General features: G+C 63.4%; 12 protein-coding genes. 6 read left to right on the plus strand and 6 right to left on the minus strand.

Annotated features, from left to right (window positions below):
* Positions 1-88 precede the first annotated feature (88 nt).
* On the plus strand, positions 89-1,078 hold the full coding sequence (locus WDS16_RS10270) for a hypothetical protein (RefSeq protein ID WP_338892504.1): 990 nt from the start codon (positions 89-91) through the stop codon (positions 1,076-1,078).
* Positions 1,079-1,277: 199 nt separating this feature from the next.
* Positions 1,278-2,270, plus strand: coding sequence for a hypothetical protein (locus WDS16_RS10275; protein WP_338892505.1), 993 nt, complete (start codon positions 1,278-1,280; stop codon positions 2,268-2,270).
* Positions 2,271-2,346: 76 nt separating this feature from the next.
* Here WDS16_RS10275 and aspS read toward each other — a convergent pair whose 3' ends face one another.
* A complete protein-coding gene (gene aspS / locus WDS16_RS10280) occupies positions 2,347-4,143 on the minus strand; it encodes an aspartate--tRNA ligase (protein WP_338892506.1) in 1,797 nt (598 codons plus the stop codon).
* A gap of 174 nt (positions 4,144-4,317) precedes the next feature.
* Here aspS and WDS16_RS10285 point away from each other — a divergent pair, with 174 nt between their 5' ends.
* A complete protein-coding gene (locus tag WDS16_RS10285) occupies positions 4,318-5,253 on the plus strand; it encodes a KPN_02809 family neutral zinc metallopeptidase (RefSeq protein WP_338892507.1) in 936 nt (311 codons plus the stop codon).
* A 6-nt stretch (positions 5,254-5,259) separates the two neighbouring features.
* Here WDS16_RS10285 and WDS16_RS10290 read toward each other — a convergent pair whose 3' ends face one another.
* Positions 5,260-6,291, minus strand: coding sequence for an Rv2578c family radical SAM protein (locus WDS16_RS10290; RefSeq protein WP_338892509.1), 1,032 nt, complete (start codon positions 6,289-6,291; stop codon positions 5,260-5,262).
* Positions 6,292-6,401: 110 nt separating this feature from the next.
* On the opposite strand from WDS16_RS10290, the gene WDS16_RS10295 reads away from it, so the two are divergent.
* Positions 6,402-6,869, plus strand: a complete 468-nt coding sequence (locus WDS16_RS10295) for a DUF3237 family protein (protein WP_338892510.1) — start codon at positions 6,402-6,404, stop codon at positions 6,867-6,869.
* 4 nt (positions 6,870-6,873) lie between these two features.
* Here the strand turns inward: WDS16_RS10295 and WDS16_RS10300 are convergent, their stop codons facing one another.
* Genes WDS16_RS10300 through WDS16_RS10310 form a run of 3 tightly spaced genes read right to left on the minus strand, consistent with a single transcriptional unit; the run spans position 6,874 to position 9,468 of the window.
* Positions 6,874-7,512 (minus strand): hypothetical protein, encoded by a 639-nt coding sequence (locus WDS16_RS10300; protein WP_338892511.1) that lies wholly within the window; start codon positions 7,510-7,512, stop codon positions 6,874-6,876.
* Positions 7,502-8,773, minus strand: a complete 1,272-nt coding sequence (gene hisS / locus WDS16_RS10305) for a histidine--tRNA ligase (protein WP_338892513.1) — start codon at positions 8,771-8,773, stop codon at positions 7,502-7,504. The genes WDS16_RS10300 and hisS overlap by 11 nt, the downstream gene beginning before the upstream one ends.
* 2 nt (positions 8,774-8,775) lie before the next feature.
* On the minus strand, positions 8,776-9,468 hold the full coding sequence (locus WDS16_RS10310; protein WP_338892514.1) for an MBL fold metallo-hydrolase: 693 nt from the start codon (positions 9,466-9,468) through the stop codon (positions 8,776-8,778).
* Between the two features lie 219 nt (positions 9,469-9,687).
* Here WDS16_RS10310 and WDS16_RS10315 point away from each other — a divergent pair, with 219 nt between their 5' ends.
* Both WDS16_RS10315 and WDS16_RS10320 read left to right on the plus strand, forming a co-directional pair.
* On the plus strand, positions 9,688-10,545 hold the full coding sequence (locus tag WDS16_RS10315; RefSeq protein ID WP_338893326.1) for a peptidylprolyl isomerase: 858 nt from the start codon (positions 9,688-9,690) through the stop codon (positions 10,543-10,545).
* Positions 10,542-11,330: a peptidylprolyl isomerase gene (locus WDS16_RS10320; protein WP_338893327.1), complete on the plus strand. Its 789-nt coding sequence runs from the start codon at positions 10,542-10,544 to the stop codon at positions 11,328-11,330. Before WDS16_RS10315 ends, WDS16_RS10320 begins: the two co-directional genes overlap by 4 nt.
* Before the next feature lie 226 nt (positions 11,331-11,556).
* Here the strand turns inward: WDS16_RS10320 and WDS16_RS10325 are convergent, their stop codons facing one another.
* Positions 11,557-13,821, minus strand: a complete 2,265-nt coding sequence (locus tag WDS16_RS10325) for a RelA/SpoT family protein (protein WP_338893328.1) — start codon at positions 13,819-13,821, stop codon at positions 11,557-11,559.
* Positions 13,822-13,890: the final 69 nt, after the last annotated feature.

Consider the following 13,890-nt stretch of genomic DNA (forward strand, 5'->3'; position numbering starts at 1 on the left):
TTTTCACCCGCCGATTCACCCCAGACCACCCTCTCCGAGCACATCGAGCGCGCACAATTCGTCGACATCCACCGACCAGGAGACCAACGTGAGCGAGAACCCACCCACCGGACCGCGGTACGGCGATGGACCCGAACCCGACCCGAGCGGACAGCCGCAGACGCCCCCACCAGCCGGCGGATATCCGCCGCCGGGGAACTACCCACCTCCGGGTGGAAACCCTCCTCCCGGGAACTACCCACCTCCGGGCGGCAACTACCCGCCACCTCCCGGCAACTACCCACCTCCGGGTGGAACGCCTCCTCCCGGCAACTACCCACCTCCCGGCAACTACCCGCCCCAGGGCGGGGGCTACCCACCACCTCCCGGCAACTACCCGCCACCTCCCGGCAACTACGGCGCTGCGGGCTACGGGGGCGCAGGCTTCGGTGCCGGCCTTCCGCCGACGTTGAGTGTCGGTGACGCAATCTCCTTCGGTTGGAACAAGTTCAAGGACAACGCCGGCGTCTGGGTAGGCATCGTCCTGATCGCCGCGGTTATCCAGATCGTCATCAACTTGATATTCGGTGGCTTCGGCGGTTCGACTTCGGACCTGTCCGAGACGTTCAGCCTATGGCGAATTCTCGGCACACTGATCGGTGCCATCGTCGGCTACCTCATCAACGCTGCGCTGATTCGAGGCGCGCTCCACGAGGTCGATGGAAACAAGCCCGCAATCGGGTCCTTCTTCCAGTTCGCCAACGTCGCGTCGATCGTCATTGCCAGCATTCTCGTCGCGATCATGGTGACGGTCGGTTTTGTGCTCCTGATCATCCCCGGGATCATTCTGACGTTCCTGACCTGGTGGACTCTGCAATTCGTCATCGACCGCAACGAGGACGCGATTACAGCGATCAAGTCCAGCTTTCGGGCGATCTCATCGAATGCGGGTACGTTGTTCGTTCTTGCACTCGCGCTCGTAGGCATCAACATCCTGGGAGCTATCCCCTGCGGCCTCGGGTTGCTCGTGACGATTCCCATCACGATCATCGCCTCGACGTACGCGTACCGCATCGTGTCGCGCACAGCCGGCGTCTAATTCCCCACGGCGTCTGATTTCCCACGAAGTCATCGGAGCCGACCCCGCGATCATCGCCGATCCGGGGTCGGCTTTCTTCTCGAACTGCCCTCGACGATCCGACAAGACCGGACGGTATCCAACCGGAGCCTCACACCGTATGGTTCGTTAGCGCGAATGCAGTACCGCCAGTCGCGTGCTCGATCCAAGCGAGAGGGAAATGTTGAACGACCACTCCAGCGGGGGCAGTGGCCACAACCCACAGCAGAACTCACCCGACCATCGACCTGAGCCGTATCCACCTGCGCCGGGCGCAGGTCAGCCCCAGGGGCCGTACGGACCACGAGCGGAGCACCCATACCAACAGGGTGGATATCCACCGCCGCCCGGCAACTACCCACCGCCGCCCGGCAGTTTCCCACCACCGGGCGGGTACCCGAGCTATCCGCAGGGATACGGCCAGTTCCCGCCGGGACCCCAGCAGTACGGGTCTCAGCAGTACGGACCCCAGCCAACGACGCTCAGTGTGGGTGCTGCATTGACCTACGGGTGGAAGAAGTTCGTCGCCAACATCGGCGTGTGGCTCGCGTTCATGGCGTTGTTCGGAGGCGTGCTGGTCGCCTTCTACATCATCGCGGTGGCAGTGGTGCTCACTACGTTGATAGCGTCCGAGAACATCGAGGATTCGACGTTTGCATCGGCCGGAGACGGCACCGGTTTCTCGGTCGGCACCGTGGTGATGACCTTTGTTGCAGGCATTCTCGGATTCCTGGCCAGTGCAGTTCTCATTCGTGGGGCGCTTCTCGAAATCGACGGCGTCCGGCCCGGTTTCGGGGAATTCTGGCGGCTTCCCAATATCGGTCAGCTCGCACTGTTCGCGGTCGTCACCGCCGTGATCTCAGGCGTGGTGAACACCGTCGACCCGTTCGTGTCCTTGGCGATCAGCCTCGTGTTGGGCATCGCGATCTGGTTCGCCGTGCAGTTCATCCTCGATCGCGGAATGTCGGCCTGGTCAGCGGTAGTCGCGAACGTGCGGCTTCTCGGATCGAGCCCAGGGCAATTGGCTCTGCTCTATCTGGCGTTGATCGGAATCAACCTGGTCGGCGCAGTCCTGTGCGGTATCGGGCTCATCTTCACCGTGCCGGTGACCATGATTGCCACGACCTACGCGTACCGCGTTCTGACGGGCGGAACCGTTTCACCTGCAACCTGATTCGCTGAACCGACAATTCGGCATACACCAGTGCCCCCGGAATCTCTCTCGATTCCGGGGGCACTGGTGCACTGAGCTACTGATCCTCGGGCGCCGCCGGCTTGTCGTCCTTCTTCTCCGGCTTGGCATCGATGCCGGACTCCTTGCGCTGCAGCGGCGTGATCGGCGCTGGCGCGTCGGTCAAAGGGTCGACGCCTCCACCGGACTTCGGGAATGCGATGACCTCGCGGATGGAATCCACGCCCGCCAGTAGTGCGGTGATTCGATCCCAGCCGAACGCGATTCCGCCATGCGGGGGCGCGCCGTAACTGAAGGCGTCGAGCAGGAAGCCGAACTTCTCCTGCGCCTCCACCTTGCCGATACCCATAATCGCGAACACGCGTTCCTGAATGTCTTTGCGATGGATACGAATACTGCCGCCACCGATCTCGTTGCCGTTGCACACGATGTCGTATGCGTAGGCCAACGCAGAGCCCGGATCGGTGTCGAACGTCTCCATCGACTCGGGCTTCGGCGAGGTGAAGGCGTGGTGCACAGCGGTCCACGCTCCAGAGCCGACCGCCACGTCGCCACTGGCGGTGGCGTCGGACGTAGGTTCGAACAGCGGAGCGTCGACGACCCACACGAACGCCCACGCCTTGGGATCGATCAGGTCGAGCTTGCGCGCGATCTCTCCGCGCACTGCGCCCAGCAGAGCTCGCGACGCTTTGATCGGGCCGGCGGAGAAGAAGATCGCGTCCCCGGGCTTCGCGCCGACGTGTGCCGCTATGCCGTCACGCTCGGTGTCGGTCAGGTTCTTTGCGACCGGGCCGCCGAGCGTTCCGTCTTCACCGACGAGAACGTATGCCAGGCCCTTGTGGCCACGCTGCTTGGCGAACTCCTGCCACTTGTCGAGCTGCTTGCGCGGCTGCGACGCGCCACCGGGCATGACGACCGCACCGACGTACGGCGCCTGGAAGACCCGGAACTCGGTATCGGAGAAGAAGTCCGTGCACTCCGTCAGCTCGATGTCGAACCGAAGGTCCGGCTTGTCCGAACCGTATCGACGCATGGCCTCGGCGTACGTGATGCGGGGTATCGAAGTCGTGAACTCGTGACCGACGAGCTTCCACACGGCGGCGAGAATTTCTTCGGCGAGCAGGATGACGTCGTCCTGCGTCACGAAGCTCATCTCGACATCGAGCTGAGTGAACTCGGGCTGCCGGTCCGCGCGGAAGTCCTCGTCGCGGTAGCAGCGTGCAATCTGGTAGTACCGCTCGATCCCGCCGACCATCAGCAGCTGCTTGAACAGCTGCGGGCTCTGCGGCAGGGCATAGAAGCTGCCCGGTTGCAGGCGTGCCGGCACCAAGAAGTCACGAGCGCCTTCAGGCGTCGATCGCGTCAAGGTCGGGGTTTCGACCTCGACGAACTCGTGATGGGCGAGCACACCGCGCGCGGCCGCATTGACATGCGAACGTAGCCGAATGGCATGGCCGGGACCTTCACGACGGAGATCGAGGTATCGATACTTCAAGCGAGCTTCTTCACCCGGCTGATCGTCGAGCTGGAAGGGCAAAGGCGCGCTTTCGGAGAGAACCTCGATGTCGGATGCGTCGACCTCGATCGCACCGGTCGGAATCTCGTAGTTCTGGTTGCCGTCAGGACGCTGGCAGACCGTGCCGGTGACCTTGACGACGTATTCCGCGCGGAGACGGTGAGCCTTCTCGGCCACCTCACCCTCACGGAACACCACCTGCGAGACACCGGATGCGTCGCGCAGGTCGATGAAGATAACTCCGCCGTGATCGCGGCGACGCGCAACCCAACCCGTCAAGGTAACTGTTCGGTCGACGTGCTCGGATCGAAGTGAGCCGGCGAGGTGGGTGCGCAGCACTGGTTTCCTTTCACAAAATGCCAAAAAGCGTGTTCGTCGGTCACCGATCCTACGGAGGAGGTGTCGAGACCGTGAACGCGATCCCACCACGGCATGGGAAGCTGCTACTCGACAGACGTCGAGCGGGCCTCGGATTTCGCGCATGGCCACGTTCCCTTGGAAGGAAAACGAGACATGACGTTCAGAGAAGGCGCTCGGATGCAGCCCGGCAGAGTCTCGGTCGGGGGAAGCGGCAGGGGCGGCAAAGGCGGCAAAATCGCGCTGGGCGGCGGCGCCGGTGGACTCGTCATTCTGGTCCTGGCCCTGCTGTTCGGTGGTGACCCCGGTTCCATCCTCGGACAACTGAGCGGTAGCACCGACAACAGCGGCCAGTACGACTCAGGGAGCGGCACCCTGGAGAACTGCGAGACGGGCGCGCAGGCCAACGCCCAGGTCGACTGCCGCGTCAACTTCACCGTCGGCAGCCTCGACACCGTCTGGGAGTCCGAACTCGGACCGCAGACAGGCGTCGCCTACGTTCAGCCGGAGGTCGAACTGTTCAGCGGATCGATCAGCACCGGCTGCGGGAACGCCACCAGCGCCGTAGGTCCCTTCTACTGTCCCGCGGATTCCACCGCCTACTTCGACACGAGCTTCTTCCAGGTTCTCGTCGACCGATTCGGCTCGAGCGGCGGTCCGCTCGCACAGGAGTACGTCGTCGCACACGAAGTGGGCCATCACATCCAGAATCAGCTCGGTGACATCGGACGCGCGCAGGCCGACCCACAGGGCGCCGAATCGGGAGCTGTACGCGTCGAATTGCAGGCCGATTGCTATGCAGGCATCTGGGCGCATCACGCCGCGGTGATACCGGACCCGAATACGGGCGAGCCGTTTCTCGAACCCCTCACCGACTCCGATATCCGTGACGCGCTCTCTGCCGCGTCCTCGGTTGGTGACGACCGGATTCAGGAGGCGTCGAGTGGGAGAGTCAATCCCGAAGGATGGACCCATGGGTCTTCGGATCAGCGTCAGGTGTGGTTCCTCACCGGCTACAGAACCGGCCAGGTGTCGGCGTGCGACACGTTCTCGGCCCGGAATCTCGACAGCCCGCCTGCCCTCCCCCGGTAGCCGGCCTCAGAACAGCGTCAAAGCAGGATCACGGGCCCGCTCGGCCACTTCCGGCTCGGCAGGCACGTTCTCCGGCATCGACCTGAGATCGTCGACGCCGAAGCCGTGCCGCTCCAACAACGGATCGATTCTCCCTCTCAGCCACGTTGTGTACTCGGGAGTGACGTAGGCACCCTGGCCGTACAGCTGGCGATAGCGACGCATGAGTGCTGGATGGTTCTCCGCCAGCCATGACATGAACCAGTCCTTCGTCGAAGAACGAAGATGCATAGGCATCGCGGTCACGGAGGTGGCGCCCGCATCCGCGAGAGCCTCGAGAAGGCCGTCCAACTGCCGCGCGCCGTCGGTGAGGAACGGGATGACCGGCGCTACAAGAACCCCGCACGGCAAACCCGCCTCGCGTACGGCACGAATGAGGTCGAGCCGCGCACGCGGACTAGGCGTGCCGGGCTCGAGTTGCTTCTGCAGGTCGGCATCGTGGATGGCAAGGCTGATGCTGATGTGCACGTCTACTTGCCTGGCGGCGAGCGCCAACAGGGGCAAGTCACGCCGCAGCAATGTTCCCTTGGTCAGTATCGAGAACGGGGTACCCGATTCGGCCAATGCTCGAATGATGCCGGGCATCAGTCGATATCGCCCTTCCGCCCGCTGGTAGGGATCTGTGTTGGTGCCGAGAGCGACAGGTTCGCGTTTCCAGGATCTGCGGGCCAGTTCTTTGCGAAGAACCGCCGCGATATTCGTCTTCACGACGATCTGAGAGTCGAAGTCCTTGCCGGAGTCCAGATCCAGGTACTCGTGGGTCGGGCGCGCGAAGCAATACCGACACGCGTGTGAACACCCTCGAGCAGGATTGATGGTCCAACTGAACGGAAGCGACGTGTCGCTCGAAATCTTGTTGAGGGCACTCTTGCACAGCACTTCGTGGAAAGTGATGCCCTCGAATTCCGGCGTTTGTACGCTGCGAACCAGACCCGAACGCTCCAGGCCGGGCAGCGCGCCCTCGTCCGCGGCGTCGAGTGTCTGACCGGACCATCGCATACGCACAGTCGAACATCTGTTCTAGAACATGTCAAGGCGCGAGGAAGTGGGCGCAACAGCCGCACGATAGCGTGTGGGCAGAGTCCGAACTTCCTTAGGAGACATCACACGTGACTGCCCCCATCGCGCCCACCCTCGAACCGATACTGCGACTCGGACTCACCCTCGGCGTTCCGATCGACGTCGGAACCGTTCCTGCGGGCGAGCGCGTGGTGACACCGATTCTCGGCGGCGCAGCACCGGGCCCCGACATCGAGGGAACACTGGCCGGATCGTCGTCCATAGTAGGGATCACGCGGCCCGACGGCTGCACCGAGTTCACCACCGAGCTGACGCTGGAACTCGCTGACGGGGGTTATCTCTCGCTGACGTACAGAGGTTTGCAGTTCGGGCCGGCCGACGTCATCGAGTCTCTGAGCGGAACCGAGGACGTCGACCCTGCCACCTACTACTTTCGTGGCACCCTTGACATCTCGACGTCGGCTCCCCAGTTCACGTATCTCAACCGCGCACTCGTGGTGACTTCGGGATCCAGATCCGCCCAGGCCGTCGTGATCGACGCATTTCTGGTGACGTGAGCCGTCAGCTCGTGAGGCCGGCGACCTCCCGATCGGTCAACGTGGCCAGGGGCGTTCGCCCTGCTTCCCGTACCAACTGAACGGCGCGATAGAGCGGACGCTCGTCGAGTCCCGCATCCCGAGCCTCGGCCTTGAGCTGATCTACCAGGACCGATGCGACGGCAGCGGCAGGAACGAGCTCGCTGGTCCAGAGCGCGTCGGCGAGCTTACGAAGCGACAGGATCGGCAACTCACGACCGCCGCCCTTGGTGTAGAGCGCGAGTGCGATGGTCGCCTTCGTGCTTCCGTCGTACAGTCGCAGCGAGATCTGGTCGATCCTCGCCGTTCGGATCTGCACCTCGGCGGATACCAGCTCGGCCACCGAAAGATGCGTGGTCCGGAATCCACCGCGAACATGGATCTTGTTGTCACTCAACCATGTTCGACGCCTCAGCCCAATCCACGCCGAACCTGCCGTCGGCACGGCGACAACGACGCCGAGAACAACCGCAACTGCCACGGGCAGGAACAGGCTTGCGATCGCGCCGATCACAAGACCGACGACGACCGCACCGATCGCAACCTTCTTCAATCGCGGTGCGATCAGATCGACCGGAACGAGATCGAGTTCGACACGCTCACCGGTGGAGCCGTCAGCCGGCAAGGTTCACCTCCAGGTGCGACACGACCTCCGCCAGCGGGACCTCACGCTGCTCCCCCGTCGACAAATCTTTGACGACAACCACCTCGTCGGCAATTTCCTTGTCTCCGAGCACTAGTGCGAATCGAGCGCCGGAACGGTCCGCGGCTTTCATCGCGCCCTTGACGCCGCGGTTCCCGTACGCCATGTCGACACTGATTCCCTTTGCCCGTAGCGCACCCGCGATCGCGACGACCCGCGCCTTCGCATCGCTTCCCAACGGCACCCCGAACACGGCGCACCGGGCGCTCGTGCCCGCGGACTTGCCTTCTGCTGCCAGGGCAAGCATCGTGCGGTCCACACCGAGCCCGAAGCCGATGCCGGACAGCTCTTGGCCACCCAACTGGGCCATCAACCCGTCGTACCGCCCTCCGCCACCGATGCCGGACTGAGCGCCGAGACCGTCGTGCACGAACTCGAACGTCGTCTTGGTGTAGTAGTCGAGGCCGCGCACCATCCGCGGATTCACGACGTACGGAACTCCCAGCGCATCGAGGTGACCGATCACCTCGTCGAAGTGTGCTTTCGCCGTCTCCGACAGGTGGTCCAACATGAGTGGCGCATCCGCCGTCATCTCGCGAACCTCGGGACGCTTGTCGTCGAGCACGCGCAGCGGGTTGATCTCGGCGCGCTTACGTGTCTCTGGATCCAGCGGCAGGGCGAACAGGAATTGCTGGAGGAGTTCACGGTACTGCGGACGGCAAGTGTCGTCACCGAGCGAGGTGATCTCGAGCCGGAAATCGCTCAGCCCGAGACTGCGGAAACCTGCGTCTGCGATGGCCACCACTTCCGCGTCGATCGCGGGATCATCGACACCGATCGCCTCGACACCCACTTGCTGAAGTTGACGGTAGCGCCCCGCTTGTGGCCGTTCGTAGCGAAAGAACGGACCCGCATACGCAAGTTTGACCGGGAGCGCCCCACGGTCCAGTCCATGCTCGATCACCGCGCGCATGACGCCTGCAGTGCCCTCGGGGCGAAGTGTGACCGACCGGTCGCCACGATCGGCGAAGGTGTACATCTCCTTGCTGACCACATCGGTCGACTCGCCCACACCGCGAGCGAACAGCCCGGTGTCCTCGAAGATCGGAAGTTCGATGTGGCCGTATCCCGCATTGCGGGCAGCGGCCAGCAGTCCCTCGCGGACGGCGACGAACTCTGCCGAGTTCGGCGGAAAGTAATCGGGAATACCCTTGGGCGCAGAAAATGTACTCAGCTTGCTCACGGTCACAGTTTTCCCTGTTCGGTACCCGAGAGTCCAACGAGAAAGGGATTCGACGCACGTTCCTGACCAATGGTGCTCTGGCCGCCGTGGCCGGGCAGGATCACCGTGTCGTCGGCGAGCGGCAACAGCGAACCCGCAATGGAACGCAGCAACTGATCGTGGTTCCCACCTGGAAGGTCGCTACGTCCGATCGAGCCCGCGAACAAGGTGTCCCCGGTCAACGCCACTGCCAGTGTCCCGTCCGGAGTGTCGACATCGACGGTGAACACCACCGAACCCTGCGTGTGGCCGGGTGTATGTACGACGCCGAACGTGATGCCGGCGAGGTCGAGCGAAAAACCGTCGACCAACTCCGCGACCTCGTCCGGCTCGGCGAACTCGGTGTCGCCCAACAGTGCTGCCAACGCCGGGCCGGTGCCTCGAATCGGGTCCGACAACATGTATCGGTCTTCGGCATGGATGTATGCGGGGATACCGAACTTCTCGCATACCGGTTCCACCGACCATGTGTGGTCCAGGTGCCCGTGGGTGAGGAGAACCGCGACCGGTGTGACACCGGACTCGTTCAAGAACCGAAAGAGCGGCTCGGTCGCGTCCTGCCCTGGATCGACCACCACACACTCGTCCGCGCCATCGTGAGCAAGCACGTAGCAGTTGGTCTGGAACATTCCCGCCGGGAATCCGGTGACGAGCACAGCAGTAGCTCCTAATTCGGTACGGCAAGGTCATCGACAGAGTAGTTGCATGGTGTTCACCTGCCCGTCGCCAGTGTCCGGACGGGCGCCGAAGGCCGATGCCCGTCAGAATGCTCTCAGGATGTAATGGCACACTCACTCACGGTCGGTTCCGGCTCGCCGACCGGCGCAGAGGCGATCAACGAGTCGGTGAACGTCACAAGCGGGAGGACACGTCAATTGCCCAGCAACGAGCAGCGGCGCGAAGCGGCGAAGCGAAAACTCGAGCGACAACTCGAACGTCGAGCCGAGCGAGCGAAGAAGCGCAAACAGCTGACCATCGCCGGATCAGTGCTGGGACTCGTCGTCGTAGTGGGCGCCGTTGCAGTGGTCTTCGCCCTCACTCGCGGCAGTGACGAACCGGAGACGACGGCATCCGAGACGCCGAGCGGTGACACTCTGATCGCAGACGGTCGCGCCGAGCCACTTCCGGAGACTGTCGACTGCGCGTACCCGGCGTCCGCTCAGCCTGCTTCGAAGGAGAACACCCCACCGCGCACCGACGGGATCCCGACGAGCGAGGAGGCCTTGAGCTACAGCATGGCGACGTCACAGGGCAACATCGGCCTCACGCTGAACAACCCGCAATCTCCGTGCACCGTGAACAGCTTCGTATCGCTGGCCAATCAGGGCTACTTCGACGGCACGAGCTGTCATCGAATGACAACGGGCGCCGGGTTGCAGGTTCTCCAATGCGGCGATCCTGCAGGAACGGGCATGGGCGGTCCTGGCTACCAGTTCGCCGACGAGTTCCCGGCCGATCAGTACGCCGAGGGCGACCCTGCGGCCGGTGAGCCGATCTCCTACCCCCGCGGCACCATTGCGATGGCCAACGCAGGACCTGGGACGAACGGTAGTCAGTTCTTCCTGGTCTACGGCGACTCCACTCTCCCCCCGGCGTACACAGTGTTCGGCACTATCGACGAGACCGGTCTCGAAACCTTGGACAAGGTTGCCGCAGGCGGCGTCGAAGGCGGCGCATCGGACGGCAAGCCCGCCCTCCCGGTGGACATCACCAGCATGGTGAGCGACTTCTGATGCGGACTACAACGCTTCTCGCAGCGACAGGAGTCGCAGTCTTCCTCCTCGCCGGCTGTTCTTCGAACGCGTCGGACACCGCGACGACAAGTACTACACAGTCCACGACCAGCGCGGCGCCGACCACGACTGCGCCACCACTCGATATGAGTCAGTTCGGTGTCCTCCCTCCGGTTTCTGAACCCGAGGCCTCGTCCACCACGTGCGAGTACCCGGAGGCCACGCCTGCGATCAGGGACAACACAGCACCTGCAACCGACGGCGTGTCGACGGTCGGAACGGTCGACGTGGCAATCACGACCAGCCAGGGTCCGATCGGCCTGACGCTCGATCGCGCCGAGGCCCCGTGCACGGTCAACAGTTTCACCTCGCTCGCGTCGCAGGGATACTTCGACGAAACGATTTGCCACCGTCTGACCACCACCGAGGGACTCGAAGTACTCCAGTGCGGCGATCCGTCCGGCCAAGGCAACCGCGGTCCGGGATACGAATTCGCGAACGAGTACCCGACCACCGCATACCCCGTCGGCGATCCTGCGGCATCCGAACCGGTCGTCTACCCGCGCGGCACCGTCGCGATGGCCAACGCCGGCCCGGACACGAACGGCAGCCAGTTCTTCCTGGTCTACGAGGACTCGGTGCTCCCACCGCAGTACACGGTGTTCGGCACGATCGACGAGGAAGGCCTGGCGACACTCGACGCCGTAGCCGCGGCCGGCGTATCGACACCGGGCAACGATGGACCGCCGAACGCAGAGGTCACACTTCAGAGCGTGACGACGTAGCGGCTACACCGTAGTGGCACGGTTGAGTGCACCCCACGGGCTGTTGCAAAATGAAAGCCAAGCCTGAGAATCACGACTGTTGGCCAATCGACGGAGAGTGATTTGATCCCTCGAACCACTCTCCGTCGATCTGAGAGCGTTAGTTCGCGGTCCTCAGAACCGGTTGGCTTCAAAAAGCAACAGCCCGCCCAATGCACTTAACCGTGCCACTGGCGGCGGAGCCGCCCTACGCAGCAGAGGTGAGTCGATACACGTCGTAGACGCCCTCGACGTTGCGGACGACGTTGAGAACGTGGCCCAGATGCTTGGGGTCGCCCATCTCGAACGTGAACTTGCTGATCGCCACTCGGTCACCCGACGTCGCGACCGAGGCCGACAAAATGTTGACCTTCTCGTCAGCCAACGCCTTGGTGACATCGGACAACAACCGGTGCCGATCGAGGGCCTCGATCTGAATCGCAACCAAGAACACCGACGATGCCGACGGCGCCCACTCGACGTCGACGAACCGTTCGGACTGCTCGCCGAGCGACTTGGCGTTGGTGCAGTCCGTCCGGTGCACGCTGACCGATCCCCCGCGAGTGACGAAGCCGAGTATCTCGTCCCCTGGCACCGGCGTGCAGCACTTCGCGAGCTTCGCGACAACGCCCTCCATCCCCGAGACAAGGACGCCCGCATCGCCGACCTGGCGAGGACGCATCGGGATCGTCGACGGAGTCGACCGCTCCGCCAGTTCTTCTTCGACGTCTCCGACCCCGCCCAGGTGGGCAACCAACCGCTGCACGACGTGCTGCGCCGATACATGACTTTCGCCTACCGCGGTATACAGCGCCGACACGTCTACGTAGCGCAGCTCGTGGGCAATGGTGGACATCGACTCGGCGTTCATGAGCCGTTGCAATGGGAGCCCGCCGCGGCGTACCTCTTTCGCGATGGCGTCCTTGCCTGCTTCGAGCGCCTCTTCACGCCGCTCTTTGGCAAACCACTGACGGATCTTCGTCTTCGCCCGCGGAGAGGCGACAAATCCCTGCCAATCACGGCTCGGACCAGCAGTGACAGCTTTGGAGGTGAATACCTCGACCACTTCGCCGTTGTCGAGAGTCCGTTCCAGCGCAACGAGTCTGCCGTTGACCCGGGCACCGATACACCGGTGCCCGACCTCGGTGTGGACGGCATAGGCGAAGTCGACGGGACACGAACCTGCAGGCAGCGTCACCACGTCACCCTTCGGGGTGAAGACGAAGATCTCCTTCACCGCGAGGTCGTAGCGCAACGACTCGAGGAATTCACCCGGATCTGCAGCCTCACGCTGCCAGTCGAGTAGCTGACGCATCCACGCCATATCGTCGACTTCGGCGTTGTCACTGCCGTGCTTGCCGCGGGTTTCTTTGTATCGCCAGTGCGCTGCGATTCCGAACTCCGCAGTTCGGTGCATGTCCCTCGTCCGAATCTGAACCTCGAGAGGCTTGCCTTCCGGGCCGACGACGGTGGTGTGCAACGACTGGTAGACCCCGTACCGCGGTTGGGCGATGTAGTCCTTGAATCGACCCGCCATCGGCTGCCACAACGAGTGCACGACGCCGACTGCCGCGTAGCAGTCACGTATCTCGTCGCACAGAATTCGAACTCCGACGAGATCGTGAATGTCGTCGAAATCGCGGCCCTTGACGATCATCTTCTGATAGATCGACCAATAGTGCTTCGGCCTACCCTCCACGACAGCACTGATCCGCGACGCCGACAGAGATGCGTTGATCTCTGCCCTGACCTTCTCCAAGTAGGTGTCGCGGGAGGGTGCACGGTCTGCGACCAAGCGAACGATCTCGTCGTACTTCTTGGGGTGCAGGATCGCGAACGCGAGGTCCTCGAGCTCCCACTTGACCGTCGCCATACCGAGGCGATGCGCAAGCGGAGCGATGACTTCGAGGGTTTCCTTCGCTTTACGCGCCTGTTTCTCCGGCGGCAGGAACCGCATCGTGCGCATGTTGTGCAGACGATCGGCGACCTTGATGACCAGGACCCGCGGATCCCTGGCCATCGCGATGATCATCTTGCGAATGGTCTCGCCCTCGGCAGCAGTCCCGAGCACGACTTTGTCGAGCTTGGTCACGCCGTCGACCAGGTGGGCGACCTCTTCGCCGAACTCCTCGGTGAGCTGAGTCAGCGAGTATCCGGTGTCCTCGACGGTGTCGTGCAGCAAGGCGGCGACGAGCGTCGTGGTGTCCATGCCGAGCTCGGCGAGGATACTGGCCACCGCAAGTGGATGCGTGATGTACGGATCGCCCGACTTCCGCATCTGAGTGGCGTGCCGCTCGTCCGCGACGTCGTACGCGCGTTGCAACAGAGCCAGATCCGCTTTGGGGTACAACTCGCGATGCAGGCTGACCAATGGTTCCAGCACCGGTTTGACCGCGGCGTTGCGGCCGGCGGTGATTCGCCGAGCCAGACGTGCTCGAACTCGACGTGACGCGGAGGTCGGAACCGCGGACATCGCGCTCCGGCTCTCGGCCTGAGTAGCCGGTTCGGCAGCCACTTCGTTGGTGGAGTCCGCCTCGGTGTC

It is taken from the genome of Rhodococcus sovatensis, from assembly GCF_037327425.1.
Lineage (GTDB): Bacteria > Actinomycetota > Actinomycetes > Mycobacteriales > Mycobacteriaceae > Rhodococcoides > Rhodococcoides sovatense.